Annotated in this window: 18 protein-coding genes; 8 read left to right on the forward strand and 10 right to left on the reverse strand. The window is 73.1% G+C overall.

Going from position 1 to position 16,957, the window contains the following annotated elements:
• Positions 1-16: 16 nt before the first annotated feature.
• On the reverse strand, positions 17-370 hold the full coding sequence (locus QSK10_RS18940) for a VOC family protein (protein ID WP_285664177.1): 354 nt from the start codon (positions 368-370) through the stop codon (positions 17-19).
• A 149-nt stretch (positions 371-519) separates the two neighbouring features.
• Here QSK10_RS18940 and QSK10_RS18945 point away from each other — a divergent pair, with 149 nt between their 5' ends.
• Positions 520-1,944 (forward strand): NAD-dependent malic enzyme, encoded by a 1,425-nt coding sequence (locus QSK10_RS18945; RefSeq protein WP_285664178.1) that lies wholly within the window; start codon positions 520-522, stop codon positions 1,942-1,944.
• A 152-nt stretch (positions 1,945-2,096) separates the two neighbouring features.
• Here the strand turns inward: QSK10_RS18945 and dapF are convergent, their stop codons facing one another.
• Together dapF and miaA are read right to left on the reverse strand one after the other, a co-directional pair.
• Entirely contained in the window at positions 2,097-2,918 is an 822-nt protein-coding gene (gene dapF, locus QSK10_RS18950) for a diaminopimelate epimerase (protein ID WP_285664179.1), read from the reverse strand.
• Positions 2,909-3,832, reverse strand: coding sequence for a tRNA (adenosine(37)-N6)-dimethylallyltransferase MiaA (miaA, locus tag QSK10_RS18955; protein WP_285664180.1), 924 nt, complete (start codon positions 3,830-3,832; stop codon positions 2,909-2,911). Before miaA ends, dapF begins: the two co-directional genes overlap by 10 nt.
• A gap of 180 nt (positions 3,833-4,012) precedes the next feature.
• On the opposite strand from miaA, the gene QSK10_RS18960 reads away from it, so the two are divergent.
• From QSK10_RS18960 to QSK10_RS18980, 5 genes are all read left to right on the forward strand, one after another.
• Positions 4,013-5,233 carry a DUF349 domain-containing protein gene (locus tag QSK10_RS18960; protein WP_285664181.1) on the forward strand — a complete coding sequence of 407 codons (1,221 nt, stop codon included), beginning with the start codon at positions 4,013-4,015 and terminating at the stop codon, positions 5,231-5,233.
• Positions 5,233-5,991: a tyrosine-protein phosphatase gene (locus QSK10_RS18965; protein WP_285664182.1), complete on the forward strand. Its 759-nt coding sequence runs from the start codon at positions 5,233-5,235 to the stop codon at positions 5,989-5,991. The genes QSK10_RS18960 and QSK10_RS18965 overlap by 1 nt, the downstream gene beginning before the upstream one ends.
• A 2-nt stretch (positions 5,992-5,993) precedes the next feature.
• Complete coding sequence (locus QSK10_RS18970; RefSeq protein ID WP_285664183.1) at positions 5,994-6,440, forward strand: hypothetical protein; 447 nt, start codon at positions 5,994-5,996, stop codon at positions 6,438-6,440.
• A 58-nt stretch (positions 6,441-6,498) separates the two neighbouring features.
• Entirely contained in the window at positions 6,499-7,068 is a 570-nt protein-coding gene (locus QSK10_RS18975) for a hypothetical protein (RefSeq protein WP_285664184.1), read from the forward strand.
• Positions 7,069-7,195: 127 nt separating this feature from the next.
• On the forward strand, positions 7,196-7,771 hold the full coding sequence (locus tag QSK10_RS18980) for a hypothetical protein (RefSeq protein WP_285664185.1): 576 nt from the start codon (positions 7,196-7,198) through the stop codon (positions 7,769-7,771).
• Positions 7,772-7,781: 10 nt separating this feature from the next.
• Here the strand turns inward: QSK10_RS18980 and miaB are convergent, their stop codons facing one another.
• Positions 7,782-9,317, reverse strand: a complete 1,536-nt coding sequence (gene miaB, locus QSK10_RS18985; protein WP_432705341.1) for a tRNA (N6-isopentenyl adenosine(37)-C2)-methylthiotransferase MiaB — start codon at positions 9,315-9,317, stop codon at positions 7,782-7,784.
• A 107-nt stretch (positions 9,318-9,424) separates the two neighbouring features.
• On the opposite strand from miaB, the gene QSK10_RS18990 reads away from it, so the two are divergent.
• On the forward strand, positions 9,425-10,102 hold the full coding sequence (locus QSK10_RS18990) for a maleylpyruvate isomerase family mycothiol-dependent enzyme (protein ID WP_285664188.1): 678 nt from the start codon (positions 9,425-9,427) through the stop codon (positions 10,100-10,102).
• A 1-nt stretch (position 10,103) separates the two neighbouring features.
• On the opposite strand, the gene QSK10_RS18995 is transcribed toward QSK10_RS18990, so the two are convergent.
• The 6 genes from QSK10_RS18995 to QSK10_RS19020 all read right to left on the reverse strand — a co-directional run bounded on the left by QSK10_RS18995 (position 10,104) and on the right by QSK10_RS19020 (position 15,579).
• Positions 10,104-10,952, reverse strand: coding sequence for a DUF4253 domain-containing protein (locus QSK10_RS18995; protein WP_285664190.1), 849 nt, complete (start codon positions 10,950-10,952; stop codon positions 10,104-10,106).
• Between the two features lie 38 nt (positions 10,953-10,990).
• Positions 10,991-12,418: a CYTH and CHAD domain-containing protein gene (locus QSK10_RS19000; protein WP_285664191.1), complete on the reverse strand. Its 1,428-nt coding sequence runs from the start codon at positions 12,416-12,418 to the stop codon at positions 10,991-10,993.
• A 69-nt stretch (positions 12,419-12,487) separates the two neighbouring features.
• Positions 12,488-13,618 (reverse strand): winged helix DNA-binding domain-containing protein, encoded by a 1,131-nt coding sequence (locus QSK10_RS19005; protein ID WP_285664192.1) that lies wholly within the window; start codon positions 13,616-13,618, stop codon positions 12,488-12,490.
• Positions 13,618-14,208, reverse strand: a complete 591-nt coding sequence (locus QSK10_RS19010) for a regulatory protein RecX (RefSeq protein ID WP_285664193.1) — start codon at positions 14,206-14,208, stop codon at positions 13,618-13,620. The genes QSK10_RS19005 and QSK10_RS19010 overlap by 1 nt, the downstream gene beginning before the upstream one ends.
• Before the next feature lie 46 nt (positions 14,209-14,254).
• Positions 14,255-14,914, reverse strand: coding sequence for a leucine efflux protein LeuE (gene leuE, locus QSK10_RS19015; protein WP_285664194.1), 660 nt, complete (start codon positions 14,912-14,914; stop codon positions 14,255-14,257).
• 5 nt (positions 14,915-14,919) lie between these two features.
• Positions 14,920-15,579: a pyridoxamine 5'-phosphate oxidase family protein gene (locus QSK10_RS19020; protein ID WP_285664195.1), complete on the reverse strand. Its 660-nt coding sequence runs from the start codon at positions 15,577-15,579 to the stop codon at positions 14,920-14,922.
• 50 nt (positions 15,580-15,629) lie between these two features.
• Between QSK10_RS19020 and QSK10_RS19025 the strand changes: the two genes are divergently transcribed.
• Positions 15,630-16,946 carry an aminotransferase class I/II-fold pyridoxal phosphate-dependent enzyme gene (locus QSK10_RS19025; protein ID WP_285664196.1) on the forward strand — a complete coding sequence of 439 codons (1,317 nt, stop codon included), beginning with the start codon at positions 15,630-15,632 and terminating at the stop codon, positions 16,944-16,946.
• The last annotated feature ends 11 nt before the right edge of the window (positions 16,947-16,957 follow it).

Consider the following 16,957-nt stretch of genomic DNA (forward strand, 5'->3'; position numbering starts at 1 on the left):
GGCCGCCGGTGGGGCCTCAGGCGGGCTGCCAGAGTTCGATCCGGTTGCCCTCGGGGTCGGTGACCCAGCCGAAGCGGCCGACGCCGTCCATGTCCTGGGTCTCCTCGGCCACGTCGGCGCCCTTGGCGCGGAGCTGGGCGAGCATGGCGTCGAGGTCGCGGACCCGGAAGTTGATCATGACCTGCTGCTCGCGGGAGCCGAAGTAGTCGGTCTCGGCCTCGAAGGCGGCGTAGACGGTCGGTCCGGCCTCCTGCGTCCACAGGCCGTACTGGTCGGTGTCGAGTCCCAGGCCGTCGCGGTACCAGGCGGCCAGCGCCGCCGGGTCGGCCGCCCGCATGAAGTGTCCGCCGATGCCGAGCACGCGTTCCATGCCGTCATCTTGCCAGGGACACGGCGGTACGCCGGGTGAATCTTCTGCGAGCGGGCGCACGCCCGCGGCACCGTCCGGCGGCGGGCGCGGGAATGGGAGTAAGAATGTTGGGGGTTGTATCGCCCAGGTGTGTCTCGAAGAGGAGCGTCGTGTCCATTCGCCAGCTGCCCAGTGCCGGGTTCTCCATCACCGTCCGCGTCTCGCTTCCGGCCGACGCGGGGGCGATCGGGCGGCTCACGACCGCCGTAGGCGAGGCGGGGGCGATCGTCCGGGCGCTGGACGTGGTCAGCTCCGACCACCAGAGCGTGGTCGTCGACCTCACGTGTGACACCTCCGACTCCGCGCACGCCGAGCTGGTGGCGCAGACCCTCGAATCGCTGCCGGGGGTGAAGGTCCGCAAGGTCTCCGACCGGACGTTCCTGCTGCACCTGGGCGGCAAGATCGAGGTGACGTCGAAGGTCTCGCTGCGCAACCGCGACGAGCTGTCGCGCGCATACACGCCGGGTGTGGCCCGGGTGTGCATGGCGATCGCGGAGAACCCCGAGGACGCCCGCCGCCTGACCATCAAGCGGAACACGGTGGCCGTGGTGACCGACGGCTCGGCGGTGCTGGGCCTGGGCAACATCGGGCCGGCGGCGGCGCTGCCGGTGATGGAGGGCAAGGCGGCGCTGTTCAAGCGCTTCGGCGGTGTCGACGCGTGGCCGGTGTGCCTGGACACGCAGGACACCGACGAGATCGTGGACATCGTGACCGCGATCGCCCCGGTCTACGGTGGCATCAACCTGGAGGACATCGCCGCGCCGCGCTGCTTCGAGATCGAGGAGCGGCTGCGCGAGCGCCTGGACATCCCGGTGTTCCACGACGACCAGCACGGCACCGCGATCGTGGTCCTGGCGGCGCTGACCAACGCGCTGCGGGTGGTCGGCAAGCGCATCGAGGACGTCCGGGTGGTCGTGTCGGGCGCGGGCGCGGCGGGTACGGCGATCATGAAGCTGCTGCTGAAGCAGGGTGTGGGCGACATCGTGGCCTGCGACCGTCCCGGCGCGCTGCACAAGGGCCTGCCGGAGGTCCAGAACCGCGAGTCGTGGCGGTGGCTGGCCGAGCACACCAACAAGGACGGCTACTCCGGCGACCTCAAGGGCGCCCTGGTGGGCTCGGACGTGTTCATCGGTGTGAGCGCGCCGAACCTGCTGGAGGGCGCCGACGTCGCCCGCATGGCGAAGGACCCGATCGTGTTCGCGCTGGCCAACCCCGACCCGGAGATCAACCCGATCGAGGCGGCGCAGTACGCGGCGATCGTGGCGACCGGCCGCTCCGACCAGCCCAACCAGATCAACAACGTGCTGGCCTTCCCCGGGGTGTTCCGGGGCATGCTCGACGCGCAGGCCGAGGAGTGGACCGACGCCGCCGCCCTCGCCGCCGCGCAGGCGATCGCCGACGTGGTGGGCGCCGACAAGGTCAACCCGAGTGTGATCATCCCCAGCGTGTTCGACCCGCACGTGGCCCCGGCGGTGGCCGACGCGGTGAAGAAGGCGCTGCTGGCGGGGAAGAACCCGTCCTTAGACCGGTACTGACGCGAAGGGCCCCGGTGATCCGGGGCCCTTCGCGTTGCGGCGCTTTTCGGGATGTTTCGCGGGCATGTGAGCCGAATCACGACATCGACATAACTCACTCTTATCGATGACCCTCTCGACGCGCGGCACACACGTGGCCGCTCATCGGTGGCTCAGGGGATCAGCACGCGCCCGGCCGCGAAGATCACCGCGGGCCCGCTCAGCCACAGCGTCCGCTCGTCCACGGTCACCGTCAGGCGCCCGCCGGGCACGTCCACCGTGGCGGTGCCCTTGCCCTTGGCCAGGCCGATGGCCCCGGCAGCGCAGGCTCCGGTGCCGCAGGACTGCGTCTCCCCCACGCCCCGCTCGTGGACGCGCATCCGCACGCCCGTCGGGGTCGGCGCGATGAACTCCACGTTCGCCTTGTTCGGGAAGACCGCCGGGTCGAAGGACGGGTCGCCGCTCAGGTCGAGGGCGGCGAGCTCCTCCTCGGTGACCTCGACCACGATGTGGGGGTTGCCCATGCTCACGTGCTCGCCGGTGTACTCGCGCCCGGCCATGGTGACCCGCTCGGTGCCCAGGTGGCGGGCGGCGGACATGTCCACGCGCAGGTCGCCGCCGACCACGTCGGCCACGCGCAGGCCCGCGCGGGTCGCGACGGGCACGGTGGGGCCCTCGGCGAGCCCGGCGTCCAGCAGGTAGCGGACGAAGACGCGGACGCCGTTGCCGCACATCTCGGCGATGGAGCCGTCGGCGTTGCGGTAGTCCATGAACCACTCGGCGGCCTGGCCCTCGGCCTCGGCGGCCTTGGCGGCGTGCACGACGCGGAGGATGCCGTCGGCGCCCAGGCCGGTGCGGCGGTCGCAGATCGCGGCGACCTGCGCGTCGCTCAGGTCGAGGGAGGCGTCCAGGTCGGGGATGACGATGAAGTCGTTGCCCGTGCCGTGCCCCTTGGCGAATGCGACGCCCTCACCGGCGATCTTGTTCAGGTCCACCGGTCAATGATGCCCTCGGCCTCGGCGGCGAGATCATCGCGGGCGGCGTCCAGCCACCGGACGCGGTCGTCGCGCCCGAACCAGGAGCGCTGGCGGCGCACGAAGCGGCGCGTGACGCGGATGGTCTCGTCGTGGGCGTCCTGCTCGGTGCACTCACCGGCGAGGAAGTTCAGGACCTGGCGGTAGCCGATCGCGCGGGAGGCCGTGCGGCCCTCGGCGAGGCCCTCGGGGAGCAGCGCGCGGACCTCGTCGACCAGGCCGCCCTTCCACATCAGCCCGACGCGGTCGGCGATGCGCACGTCCAGCCCGGCGGTGTCGCGGTCGACGCCCAGGCGCAGGGCGCGGTAGTGCGGGACGCGCTCGGGCAGCTCGGCGCGGAAGCCGCCGGTGAGCTCCACGACCTCCAGCGCGCGGACGAGGCGGCGCCCGTTGCTGGGCAGGATCGCGGCGGCGGCGGCCGGGTCGCGCTCGGCGAGGCGGGCGTGCAGGACCGCCGGGCCGCTCTCGGTGAGCTCGGCCTCCAGCCGCGCGCGAATCTCCGGGTCGGTGCCGGGGAACTCGAACTCGTCGAGGACGGCGTCCACGTACAGCCCGGAGCCGCCGACGAGGATGGGAACCCTTCCCCGGGAAAGAATGCCCTCTACGGCAGCCCTGGCCAGCCGTTGGTACGAGGCCACATCCGCCGTTTGTCGCACCGGCCAGATGTCGAGGAGGTGGTGCGGGACACCCTCGCGCTCGGCCTCGGTGAGCTTGGCGGTGCCGATGTCCATGCCCCGGTACAGCTGCATCGAGTCCGCGTTGACCACTTCGCCGCCCACCGCACGGGCCACCGCCAGGGACAACGCCGACTTGCCCGCCGCCGTCGGGCCGACGAGGGCGAGCACGGGTCCGGGCAGTCCGTCATCTCCACGCACACCTCACGGTAACCGCACGCGACGTATGCAATACGGTCACGGTTCGGCTTCGGGCCCTCGACGCGTCCCCGGGCGGACCTGTGAGAATGCGGAGAGCGGTGTACATCGACAGTGGCGGACCGTACGGAATCACCGTAGGGTCGGGCGAGACAAGTCAGAGTTGGTAGAGGAATGAGCGTGATGAGCGCAGACGGGCACGACTGGACGGCGTTCGGTCGAGTCGACGCGGATGGCACGGTGTACGTCAAAACCGGTGCCGGTGAACGCGTCGTGGGTTCTTGGCAGGCCGGTTCTCCCGAGGAGGGGCTCGCGCATTTCGCGCGGCGCTTCGCCGATCTGGTGACCGAGGTCGATCTGCTCGCCGCACGCCTCAATTCCGGCAACGCAGACCCCCAGCACACGGTCTCGGCGATCAAGAAGCTCCGCGAGAGCCTTGACGAGGCACACGTCGTCGGTGACCTGGACGGCCTGGCCGCGCGCCTGGACGAGCTGTCCGGCCGGGCGGGCTCGAAGGCCGATGAGGCCGCCGAGGCGAAGGCCGGCGCGCGCGCCGAGGCCCTCGCCCGCAAGGAGGCGCTCGTCGCCGAGGCCGAGCAGCTCGCCGAGTCGTCCACGCAGTGGAAGGCCAGCGGCGACCGGTTCAAGACGATCGTCGACGAGTGGAAGACCATCCACGGTGTCGAGCGCAAGACCGACACCGCGCTGTGGCGCCGGTTCGCCGCCGCCCGCGACGGGTTCACCCGCCGCCGGGGCGCGCACTTCGCCAGCCTCGACTCCGAGCGCAAGACGGTCCAGTCGCGCAAGGAGGAGCTGATCGCGCAGGCCGAGCAGCTGTCCCGCTCCGAGGAGTGGAACGAGACGGCCGCGGCCCTCAAGGCCCTCATGGACGACTGGAAGGCCGCCGGCCGCGCGGGCAAGGACGTCGAGCAGAAGCTGTGGCAGCGCTTCCGCGCCGCCCAGGACGCGTTCTTCAACCGCCGCAGCGAGGTCTTCACCGCCCGCGACAACGAGTTCAAGGAGAACCTGAACCGCAAGCGCGAGCTGCTCACCGAGGCCGAGGCCATCGACGTCGAGGCCGACGTGAAGGCCGCCCAGCAGAAGTTCCGCGAGATCCAGGGCCTGTGGCACGAGGTCGGCCGCGTCCCGCGCGAGAACACCGCCGGGCTGCAGAAGCGGCTGCGCACCGTGGAGTCCAAGATCCGCGACGCGGTGGACGTGGCGTGGCGCCGCACCTCGATCGAGGACAACCCGCTGCTGGCGCAGATGCGCCAGCAGGTCGAGGAGGCCGAGCGCAAGCTGGAGAAGGCCAAGGAGTCCGGCGACGCGCGTCGCGTCAAGGAGGCCGAGGAGTCCCTCGCCGGCAAGCGCCGGTTCCTGGAGCTGGCGCAGAAGGCGACCTGATGAGCGAAGTGACGACGGCCGGGGCGGAAACGCCCCGGCCGCGTTCCTCTACCGAGGACGAACCCCGCCGCGTCGTCCTGGACGGCGTTCACAACATGCGCGACCTGGGCGGTCTGCGCACCGCCGACGGGCGCACCGTCAAGCACGGCGTGCTGTTCCGCTCCGACCAGCTCAAGACCGCCACCGGCGAGGACCTGGCCCGCATCGCCGGGCTGGGCCTGCGCACCGTCATCGACCTGCGCACCCCCGTCGAGCGGGAGACACACGGGTTCTTCACCGCCGACGGCGTGGAGCACCGGCACCTGGAGCTGCTGCACCTGCGCTGGGAGCGGTTCCCGCAGGCCGGTCCCGAGGCCGCCCCGGAGTTCCTCCCGCAGCGCTACATCGCGATGCTGGAGACCGGCGCCGAGGCCATCCGCGAGGCCCTGGACCTGTTCGCCGGGCAGACCCCCGCGCTGGTGCACTGCATCGCCGGCAAGGACCGCACCGGCCTGGTGATCGCGGTGACGCTGGCGCTGCTGGGCGTCCCCGACGAGGTCATCGCCGCCGACTACCACCTCACCGACCACGGGCAGCGCCGCTACCGCGAGTGGGCCGAGAAGAACCGCGCCAGCACCTTCACCGGCTTCCCCGCGCCCGCGCAGGCGATGCTGGACACCCTCACCGGGCTGCGCGAGCGCTTCGGCTCGGTGGAGGCCTACGCGCGCGTCATCGGTTTCGAGGACGTGGAGAAGCTCCGCGACGCGCTGCTGGACTGACCGTGCCGCCGAAGTACCGGGTCGGACGCGCGCAGGGCTCCTGGGCCGGTGAGGCGCGCGCCCGCACCCGTACCGCCGCGTTCCTGACCGCCGCCGGGGCCTGCGCCCTGGCCGCGGCGCTCATCGGCTTCCTCCCGGCGCGGATCGTGTTCGCGCTGATCGCGGTGGCCTGCGCGGTGCGCGCGGCGGCCGGGCGGCGCGTCCGGCTGGAGATGGACCTGTACTCGGTCCGGGTGCGCTTCGGGATCCTGCCCGCCAGTGTGGTCCGCCTGCCGCTGCGCACGATCCGCTCGGTGCACGCCGGCGAGGCCCGGCGCGGGCGCGCGCTGCTGCGTCCCGGGCCCGCCGTGGTCTTCACGCTGGTGTCGGGACGGACCCTGCCGGTGAGCGTGCCGGACCCCGAGGCCGCCCGCGTGGCCTATGAACGCATTCGGGCGAAGCACGGCTGAGGCACTTACGGGTTTCCACCGATACCGCCGGGCGCCCGCCATCGTCCAGGATGGACGGATGATCCAGGAGGCCACCCCCGAGACGCCCGTCCGCCACGGGCGCGTCCGCGCCCTCGGCCTCGTCGCGGTCGTCGTGATCACCGCCGGGGGCCTGGTCTCCTGGTTCCTCACGCGCGGCGGATGCGGCGGCCGCGATTACGTCACCGACGACGCCACCCGCCTGTGCTACGCGATCCCGGCGGGCTGGGATCGGGCGCCCGGTGCCGCTCCCGGCGTCCTGGAGGGCACCGCGAGCGGTGGGGCCAAGGCGGAGCCGATGCCGGGTTACGCCGGGGATCCCGAGCGGCTGACGGAGCTGGCCGTGGAGTACGCGGGGATCGCCCGCGACGACCCGGCGCTGCGGTACTCGCGGGTGCAGACCAGCACCGGGAGCATCGACGGGCACGACGCGGTGAGCGCGTTCCTGTGGTACGAGCGGGACGCCGGGCGGCCGGCGGAGATCCACGTGCGGCTCACCGCCATCGAGGTCGAGCCGGGCACGTGGTCGCTGCTGTCCTCGGTGGGCTTCAGCGATGACGAGGCCGACGCCGTGGACGAGATCCACGACAATCTGGACGTCATGTCCTGACCCGGACTTGACGGGCGCGCGAGGATGGTGGGTATGGAGTCCATGCTGCGCAGCCGTCACCGGCTCTTATTGCTCGTCCTGGCCGTCCTGCTGCTGGTCATCGGTGGTGCCGCCTGGCTGGTGGCCCGTGGCTGAGCCGATCGCGGGCCCGCGCCGGCGGCGCCCGGGCGTCCTGCTGGCGGTGATCCTGGGCGCGATCGCGGTCGTGGCGGCCGGCGTCGTGGTGGTCGTGCTGCTCCTGCCCGGCGGGTGCGGCGACGACGACCACGTCACCGACCGGGCCAGCGGCCTGTGCTACCCGATCCCCGGCGGCTGGGAGAAGGCCGCCGACGGCGGCCTCGCGGCCCCGGAGAGCGCGGGGGCCGGGTCCTTCATGCTCGCGCCGACCCCGGAGTTCCTGGCGTCCCCCTACGAGGCTCGCGAGGAGACCGTGCTGGGCATCGCGAAGGGGCTCGCCGAGAATGGGAACTCACGCGCGGAACTCGCCGTGGACACCGAGTCCTCGAAGAGCCTCACCGTCAGCGGGCACGACGCGGTGACCTCCTCGGTCCGCTACAACTACGTCGGCGTCCCCGATTACCGCTACCTGCGCGTCACGGCGGTGCGCGTCGCCGACACCTGGGCGATCCTGGTCGCCATGGGCGCCGACGGCGACAAGGCCGCCGTGGACGAGATCCACGACGGCCTCACGGTGGTGGGCTGAGCGGGCCCGATCAGTGCCCGCCGCAGGCGCAGCCGTCGTCCTCCGACGGCTGCCCGATGCTCAGCAGCGGCTTCGGCGCGCCGATCGTCGGCATGCCCAGGCTCACCCCCGGCAGCTTCGGCGTGTTGCCCGCCTCCCAGGCGTCGCCCGCGCGGGTCGCCCGGTGGCCGAGCAGCTCGCCGTCGGCGACCAGGTGGTGCGGGGCGCCGTAGGTGATGACGGTGCGGACGACGTCGCCCGGGCGGATGTCGGGCTCCAGGAACCCGCCCTCGCCGTCGACGAGCATGGTGGCGTCGAAGTGGACGAGGCGGCCGTCGCGGGCGCGCCCGGACAGGCGGCCGGTGGCCTCGTCCTTGCGGCCCTCACCGGCGGCCACGAGGATCTCCACCTCGGTGCCCTCCAGCTTCTGGTTCTCCTCCCAGGCGATCTGGTTGACCAGCTCGACGAGGCGCTCGTAGCGCTCCTGGACGACCGCCTTGGGCAGCTGGCCGTCCATGTCGGCGGCGGGCGTCCCGGGCCGCTTGGAGTACTGGAAGGTGAAGGCGCCCGAGAAGCGCGCCTTGCGCACCACGTCCAGGGTGGCCTGGAAGTCCTCCTCGGTCTCGCCGGGGAAGCCGACGATGATGTCGGTGGTGATGGCCGCGTCGGGCATGGCCGCGCGGACCTTCTCCAGGATCCCCAGGTACTTCTCCGAGCGGTACGAGCGGCGCATCTCCTTCAGGATCCGGTCGGAACCGGACTGGAGGGGCATGTGCAGCTGGTGGCAGACATTCGGCGTCTCGGCCATCGCGGCGATCACGTCGTCGGTGAAGTCGCGCGGGTGCGGGCTGGTGAAGCGGACCCGCTCCAGGCCCTCGATCTCGCCGCAGGCGCGCAGGAGCTTCGAGAACGCCTCCCGGTCGCCGAACTCGGCGCCGTAGGAGTTCACGTTCTGGCCCAGCAGGGTGACCTCGCTGACACCCTCGGCGACCAGCGCGCGCACCTCGGCGAGGACGTCGCCGGGACGGCGGTCCTTCTCCTTGCCGCGCAGGCTCGGCACGATGCAGAAGGTGCACGTGTTGTTGCAGCCGACCGAGATCGACACCCAGCCCGAGTACGTCGACTCGCGCCGGGTCGGCAGCGTGGAGGGGAACACCTCCAGCGACTCCAGAATCTCCACCTCGGCCGAGGCGTTGTGGCGGGCCCGCTCCAGCAACACCGGCAGGGAACCGATGTTGTGGGTGCCGAAGACCACGTCCACCCAGGGCGCGCGCTTGACGATCTCGCCGCGGTCCTTCTGCGCCAGGCAGCCGCCGACGGCGATCTGCATGCCCGGGTGGGCGTCCTTGACGGGACGAAGGTGTCCGAGGTTGCCGTAGAGGCGGTTGTCGGCGTTCTCCCGCACGGCGCACGTGTTGAACACGACGACGTCGGCGGACTCGCCATCGGAGGCGCGCTCGTACCCGGCGGTCTCCAGCAGGCCGGAGATGCGCTCGGAGTCGTGCACGTTCATCTGGCAGCCGTACGTGCGCACTTCGAACGTTTTAGGAGTGGTTTCCACAGACACGCAGCAAGGATAGTCCCCGGCTCGGAGACCCCCTCACCTCCTACGTCCGGACCGGCCCGCGCGGCTTCACACCCCGGACGCCGCCCTCCGGGCCTAGAGTCCATCCCATGACGACCGACGCCTTCGACCGACTCGACCGCGAGACCGAGCGCGTCGACGCCTTCTACTCGTCCCTGCAGCCCGCGGAGTGGACGTACCCCACCCGCTGCGCGGGCTGGTCCCGCAAGGACCTCCTGGCGCACCTGTGCGGGCTGGCCGACTACGCCCGCGCCGGGCTCGACGGCACCGTCGCCGAGTACGCGAGCCGCGAGGGCGAACAGGTCGGCTACGAGGACCTCAATGAGCGCGTGGTCGCCGAACTGCGGCCCCTCACCACCGACGCCCTGCTGGAGCTGTGGCGCGCGAAGGTCGCCGACACCCACCCCGACCTGCGCGCACGCGGCGGCGAGGCGTCCATCGACACCGCCGTCGGGCCCTACCCCCTGGGACGGCAGGTCTGGTACTTCGCCAGCGAGCTCGCCGTCCACGCCGACGACGCGGGCGTGCCCGTCACCGACGAGGAGCGGGCCGACCGCGAGGCCTGGCGCGCGTGGTTCGTCCTGGACGCGCTGCAGGAGGTCGCGCCCGACGTGGCGATCACCGGCGACGACGGCTGGTTCACCGCCAGGCTCGGCGGGGAGTCGACCGGGCTGTCGACCCGGGACCTCGTGGAGGCGGCGGCGCGCAGGCTCCCGCCGGGGCGGCTGCCGATCGAGCTGGGGCGTGCCCTGGTGGTGCTGGCGTAGGTCAGTCCCACCACAGATGCCAGTGGCGGCCCGCCGCCTGCTCCATCGCGACGTCGCGGACGCCGCCGATGGTCTCGGTGAGCGAGCCGGAGAAGCAGAACTGCTCGATGGCGCACATCGCCACGGCCTCACGGGTCACCGGCGGCCGCGACACCGCCAGCTCGACGCCGCGGCCGAAGTAGTACAGCTCGGCGCCGTAGACGCCCTCCAGGTGGCGCAGCACGGCGATCTGGTCGACGACGTCGAGCCCCGGGTGAGACGCGCTCCCGCACCAGTTGACGGTGCCGATGACCTCCGGCACGAGCCCCGGGACCTCGTACCCGGCGCGCGCGGGCACGAGGAGGACCTCGGCGGCGTGCCCCGGCCGGTCACTCCCTCGGCGGTTCGGCGGCGGCTCGGGGACCTCGCCGGGCAGCACGGCGGCGAGGGCGGCCGGGTCGAGGAGGGACGCGGTGCCCGGGTCCCACCACTCCCGCTGCGCCCGCACGATCTCGGCCGTCCGCTCCGCCGGATCGACGCGCAGGGCCTCGTCCAGCCACACCGGCCCCAGCGCCGCGCCGACCGACCGCACGGCGGCCCACTCGGCGAGGCTCCCGGGCGGCGGCTCCGGCTCGGGACCCGCGCCGGGCGCCATCCCGCGCAGGAGGTCCCAGGCCTCGCGCGAGCTCGCGCCGAGCGGTGCCGGGAGCGCGCCGAGCAGCGGCCACAGGCCGGTCTCCGGATGCGCCGCCCGCAGCTCGCGCCACACCCGGTCGTGCTCCCCCGGCGGGACCTTCGCGCTGATCAGCGGCACGCCCCGGAAGGTGTGGAAGCGGGCGATGCCCGTCAGGCCGAGGGCCGCGAGATCCATCGGGAGATCATGACCGCCGCCGCCACCCGGTTCAAGCCCTAATCGAGGGCTTCGAGCAGCCCCGCCCACGCGGCGTCCATCGCCGCGCGGTCCTCGTGCTCGCGCACCTCCAGCCCGTAGAGCACGCCCAGGGTGAAGGCCTCCCCCGCGTCCCCCGCGCCCGCTTGGGCCCCGCGCAGGTGCTCCATCGCGATCACCCCGTCCTGCGCTCCCCCGAAGGTCTCCTGGACCTCCGTGGCGGCCTTCGCCACCCGGGCCGCGCGCTTCCCGAGCACCGGCTTGGCCGCCTCGGCGGCGTACCGCAGCTGCTTGGCGAGCTTGCGGGTCTCGTGCCGCTGCGCGGCGGGGTCCTCGGCCACCAGGATCTCGTCGTGCGCGGTGATCAGCCGCCGTGCCACCCGGCTCAGCAGGCGGGGCAGCTCGTCGTCGGCCGCGCGTTTCGCGCGGCCGGTGAACGGGGGCAGCGCCACCAGGGCGTCGAGTCCGTCGAGGACGGCGAAGTACCGCCGGCGCGACAGCGTCCGGTTCAGCCGCCCGTAGGCCGCCGCCTCGCTCGCGGCCAGGTCGTCCAGGAGGCGGGGACGCGGCAGGCCGAGCCCGTCGAGGTGCGCGGTGAAGCGCATCCGCAGGACCTCCAGGTCGCGGACCTCACCCAGCTCACCGGCCAGCCACGCCAGCTCGCCGCGCAGCTCGTCGGTGTGCGCGCGGGCGAGGACGGGCCGCGCGCTGCGCAGCAGGCTGCGCACACGCCGCACGGCCACCCGCATGCGGTGGACGGCGTCGAACTCCGCGCGGCGGGCGAGGGGATCGTGCAGCAGGATCGCGTCGAGCTGGCGGGCGAGGTAGGCGGTGACCGCCGCGCCCGCGCCGCCCTCGCGCCCGGCGGCACGGCGGCGCGGGAGGTCGGGGCCGAGGGCGCGGGCGAGCTTGGAGGCGGTGGCGGCGGGCCGGGCACCGGCCTCGCGTAGGCGTTCGCCGATGGTGTCGAGCAGCGCGCGGGGGCCGTCCTTGAGCTCGGCCTCGATCTCCCGCCAGGTCTCGGTGCGCGTACCCCGGGTGGCGGTGACGGTGTCGTCGGCGATCTCGGCGAGGACGGCGCCGTCGTCGGCGGTGACCTCGCGCAGCACGCGGCGGGTGGTCAGGGTCGCCGAGGCGGTCAGGTCCTCGCCGCGGGTGAAGGCGGCGACCAGGCCGAGGATCTCCGGCGGCACGTCATCGGCGAGCGGCGCGTGGATCTCGGCGCGCGACTCTCCCACCGTGGGCAGTTTGAGGTGCCAGCCCTCGTCGGTGCCGCCCTCGCGGCGGCGGAGGGTGACGCGGTGCGCGGCGAGGCGCAGTCCGGGGGTGTCGTGGTAGACGGCGCGCAGGAGGTACTCGCGGGGTGGGCCCGCGCCGAGGTCGGGGAGGGCGAAGCCGTCCGGCACGTCGTACTTGTGCTCGATCTCGTCGGTGCGGGGTCCGGTCACGGTGGGTCCTCCGGCGGCGGCGTGGTGTTCACGGTACCGAGGATCACCGCCCGGTGGGGTGAGCGTGATTCAGGTATTGCGGCGCTTCTCCAGTGGCGTGCGGAATCGCGGGGTCACGCGGACGTCGCCGATCAGCCGGGCGAGGCGCTCGCGTTCGGCGTCCACGGCCGCGTGGCCGTCCGCGCCGGGGTCGGCGAGGTACTCCACGGCGATCTCGCCGGAGGGGGTGTGCGACCAGCCGCCGATGACGCGGCCGTCCCACCAGAGGGTCGGGCCGATGTTGCCGTTGCGGTCGAAGAGCTCGCCGATCATGTCCGGGGACAGGTAGAAGCCACGTTCCTTCCAGCCCATCGGGGTGGGGTCGAGCGCGGGGAGCAGCGCGGCGGACGGCGGTGGCGCGGGGACGTCGTCCTCGTCGCCGGGCAGGACGAAGCCCTCGCCCTCGTCGAGGGCGACCGTGACGGCGCCGACGGCGGTGAGCGCGCGGCGGACGGCGGTGAGCGTCCAGCCGGTCCACCACTTGAGGTCGGCCTCGGTGCCGGGGCCGTGCGCGGCGAGCCAGCGGCCGACGAGCGCGGCCTCCGCCTCGGCGGGCGGCATCGGGGACGGTGGGGTGGCGGCCGACCAGGTGAAGGTCGCGCTGGTCCACGAGCCCTTCGGGCGGCCCCTGATGATCGAGCCCTCCATGCCCATGACGGGCAGGAGGCGCGTGCCGAGGGTCTGGGCGGCCTCGTAGGAGGTGCCCCGGCCGTAGACGAACGAGGTGCGCAGCGCGGGGACGGCCCGGCCCAGTTCGGCGCCGGTGGCCTCGCCCTCGGCGAGTCGCTTGAGGACGGCCGCCTCGGCCTCGCCGAAGGCGGTGAAGCCCTGCGCGGTGGCGAAGGCGACCATCTGGCGGCGTTCGCGGGCGGCGACGGCCACGGTCGAGGAGGCGTGCACGACCGCGACCAGGTCGGCGGGGACGACGAAGACCGTGCGGCGCATGGCGTGCATGCGGACCAGGACGCGCTCGTCGTACATGGCGCGTTCGACGTCGGCGGGGGTGTGGTCGCCGCGCGCGGCGATCGACAGGTGCGGGCTGGCGGGGTCCGAGCCGTGCAGGACCACCAGCGCGCGGGCCACTTCGAGGGGCGTGGCGCGGTGGGCGAGCTGCCGGGCGGCCAGGCGGGCGCGTCGCTGCGCGGCGCCGATCGTCCGCATCAGTCCTCCGCCAGATCGAGGTCTTCGTTGGCGATGGCCTCGCGGACGACGGACATGGCCATCCCCGGCGGGTAGCCCTTGCGGGCGAGCATGCCCACGAGGCGGCGGACCCTGGCGTCGTTCTCGACCGAGGGCGAGAAGCCCTTGAGCTTGCGGGCCACCAGGGCGGCGGCCATCTCTCGCTCGTCGCCCTCGTCGAGCTGTTCCAGGGCGAGCGCGGAGACCTCGCGGTCGACGCCCTTGCGGCGCAGTTCCTCGCTCAGCGCGCGGCGGGCGAGGCCCTTGCCGCGGTGGCGGCTGGTGACCCAGGCGCCGGCGAAGGCGGCGTCGTCGATGATGCCGACCTCGGTGTAGCGCTCCAGGACCTCGGTGACGACCTCTTCGGGGATCTCGCGCTTGGTGAGGGCCTCGGTGAGTTCGGCGTGGGTGCGGGGACGCGCCGAGAGGAGGCGGAGGCAGATCTCGCGGGCGCGCTCGGCCTCCTTGGCGGGGTCGCGCGGTGCGCGCTCGGCCTCGTCGCCGTCGTCATCGCGTCGCTTGTTCCACTTGCCGCGCCCGCCGCCTCGTCCGGCGCTGTTACCAAAGGCCATGTCCCCGATCCCATCACACGGGTGTGACAGGGACCGGGGAGACGGGTCAGCCCATGCTGGTCACGGCGAGTTTCGCGGCGAAGCCGATGACCACCGCGCCGACGGTCGCCGAGCCGGCCGAGGCGAGGCGGCGGCGCCTGCGGAAGGCGTTGGCCAGGCCGGAGCCGGAGAAGATGAGCAGGGTCAGGTAGCTGAGGCTGAAGACCTGGACGATGGCGCCCAGGATCAGGAACGTCAGGGCGGGGTAGGCGTATTCGGGGTCGACGAACTGCACGAAGAAGGAGACGAAGAACAGGATCGCCTTCGGGTTGAGCAGGCTCGCGCCGAGCGCCCGGTAGAAGGGCCGTTCGACGCGGGTGGAGGCCGCGGCGGGCACGTCGGGGGTCGCTTCGCCCGCCTGTTTGCGGGTCCGCCAGATCTGGATCGCCTCGCGCACGAGGTTGAAGCCGATCCAGCACAGGTAGGCCACGCCGGCCCAGCGGACGATGTTGAACAGCGTCGGCGAGGCCTTCAGCAGCGAGGCCGCCCCGGCGGCCGAGAGGACCATGAGGACCGAGTCGCCGATGAACACCCCGGCGGCCGCGCGGTAGCCGTCGCGGACGCCTCTGCGGGCGGCGACGGACAGCACGTACAGAGAGTTGGGACCCGGTAGCAGGATGATCAGCAGAGTGCCGATCAGGTAGGCCCAGATGTTGGTCACGCCCATGGCGCTCAAGATTGCACGGGGCGTCCGGCGGACGCAACATGCGCGGGAGCGGGCACCGTCACATGATCGTCCTCGACCGGCTCCTGCGGGGTGAGCACGAGCGGGACGACCCCGGCCCAGTAGGGCAGGCCGATGTCCTCGGGCTCCTCCTTGGGCCCGCCGGTGCGGGTCTTGACCGAGACCTCCGTCAGCGGCAGCGCCAGGACGGCGGTCTGGGCGAGCTCGCGGGCCGAGGGGGGACGCGAGGAGGTGGAGCGGCCCTCGGCGAAGGAGTCGACGATCGCGGCGAGCGCGGTCAGCTTCTCGTCGGGGTCGCCGACCAGGCGGGCCTTGCCGTGGGCGATGACGCAGCGGTAGTTGGCGGAGTGGTGGAACCAGGAGCGGCTGAGGATGAGGCCGTCGAGGAGGGTGACGGTCACGCACACGTCGACGCCTTCGTCGCGGGCGCCGAGCATGGCGCGGCTGCCGGTGGAGCCGTGGACGTAGAGGGTCTCGCCGACGCGCGCGTGGACGGTGGGGAGCACGCGCGGGAGCCCGTCGCCGGCCGTGTAGCCGATGTGGCAGACGTAGGCCTCGTCGAGGATGCGGTGGGCCTCGTCGGCGTCGTAGCGGAGCTTGGCGGGCTCGCGGAGGGAAGTGGTGCGGTCGGTGCGGGGGTAGGTCACCGGGACTCCTCTCTTGCGTCAGCGGATTGTTCTAGTACAATCCCTGAGTTGTGGCAGAACAATACCAGCTGACTGGTGGCACGGCGGCCGAGCTGACCGCGAGCGTGGAGACCGGCGTCCGCGACGGGCATCTCGCGCCCGGCGACGCGCTGCCCCCGGTCCGGCGCCTCGCCGAGGACCTCGGGCTGGCGACGGCGACCGTGGCCTCGGCCTACCGCGCGCTACGGCAGCGCGGCATCATCGAGACCGCCGGACGGCAGGGGACGCGCGTGCGGCACCGCTTCCCCGTCGCCCATCGCGGGCCCGCGCAACTGCCCCCCGGGGTCCTCGACCTCAGCGGCGGCGAACCCGACCCGGAGCTCCTGCCCGGTCTCGGCACCGCGCTGAGCCGCGTCCCCCACACCGCCACCGGATACCGCCGCGCCGGGCCCTGCCCCGAGCTGGCCGACCTCGCCGCCGAACGGCTGGCCGCCGACGGCCTGCCCGCCGGGGGCATCACCTTCGCCAACGGCGCCCTCGACGCCGTCGAGCAGGCCCTCACCGCGCACCTCTCCGTCGGCGACAGCGTCGCCGTGGAGGACCCCTGCTGGGGCAACCTCCGCGACCTCGTGGCCACCCTCGGGCTGCACGCGATCCCCGTCCCCGTCGACGCCGAGGGACCCACGCCCGAAGGGATGCGCGAAGCCCTCCGCAAGGGCGCCGGGGCCGCCGTGGTCACCAGCCGCGCCCACAATCCCACCGGCGCCATCATCACCGCCGCGCGCGCCGCCTCCCTGCGGGAGGTCTTCGCCGAACACCCCGGCGTCCTCGTCGTCGAGGACGACCACTGGGGCGAGCTGGCCACCGATCCCCTGCACCCCGTCGTCGGCGGCACCGACAGGTGGCTGTTCGTGCGATCGGTGTCCAAACCCTACGGACCCGACCTGCGCCTGGCCACCGTCTCCGGCGCCGAGAACGTCATCGCCCGCGTCGAAGGGCGCATGCGCATGGGCAGCGGCTGGGTGTCGACCGTGCTACAGCACCTCGTCCTCGGGCTGTGGGAGGATCCCGCCGTCGAGGGCGTCGTCGCCCGCGCTCGCGCCGCCTACGACGAACGACGATCAGGGCTCATCAGAGCCCTCACCGAACGCGGCGTGCACTGCGCCGGGCGCACCGGACTCAACGTGTGGGTACCGGTCCCCGACGAGGCCTCCGCCGTGACGGTCCTGCGCGACGCGGGATACGCCGTCAGCCCCGGCTCGGTCAACCGGCTCCGGTCGGCCCCGGGCATCCGCATCACCGTCAGCCACCTCTCCCGCGCGCAGGACCGCGAGCGCGTCGCCGACGCCGTCGCCATCGCGCTCGCCCCCACCCTCCAGCTGCGCTGACTCCGCTCCCC

The organism is Actinorhabdospora filicis, from assembly GCF_030269765.1.
Classification (GTDB): Bacteria; Actinomycetota; Actinomycetes; order Mycobacteriales; family Micromonosporaceae; genus Actinorhabdospora; species Actinorhabdospora filicis.

Coding starts and splice junctions, on each gene's coding strand:
- QSK10_RS18975 (WP_285664184.1), top strand. CDS start 6,499: ATGATCCAGGAGGCCACCCCCGAGACGCCCGTCCGCCACGGGCGCGTC.
- QSK10_RS18995 (WP_285664190.1), bottom strand. CDS start 10,952: ATGGATCTCGCGGCCCTCGGCCTGACGGGCATCGCCCGCTTCCACACC.
- QSK10_RS18965 (WP_285664182.1), top strand. CDS start 5,233: ATGAGCGAAGTGACGACGGCCGGGGCGGAAACGCCCCGGCCGCGTTCC.
- QSK10_RS18990 (WP_285664188.1), top strand. CDS start 9,425: ATGACGACCGACGCCTTCGACCGACTCGACCGCGAGACCGAGCGCGTC.
- leuE (WP_285664194.1), bottom strand. CDS start 14,914: ATGGGCGTGACCAACATCTGGGCCTACCTGATCGGCACTCTGCTGATC.
- QSK10_RS18940 (WP_285664177.1), bottom strand. CDS start 370: ATGGAACGCGTGCTCGGCATCGGCGGACACTTCATGCGGGCGGCCGAC.
- QSK10_RS19010 (WP_285664193.1), bottom strand. CDS start 14,208: ATGGCCTTTGGTAACAGCGCCGGACGAGGCGGCGGGCGCGGCAAGTGG.
- QSK10_RS19005 (WP_285664192.1), bottom strand. CDS start 13,618: ATGCGGACGATCGGCGCCGCGCAGCGACGCGCCCGCCTGGCCGCCCGG.
- QSK10_RS18960 (WP_285664181.1), top strand. CDS start 4,013: ATGAGCGCAGACGGGCACGACTGGACGGCGTTCGGTCGAGTCGACGCG.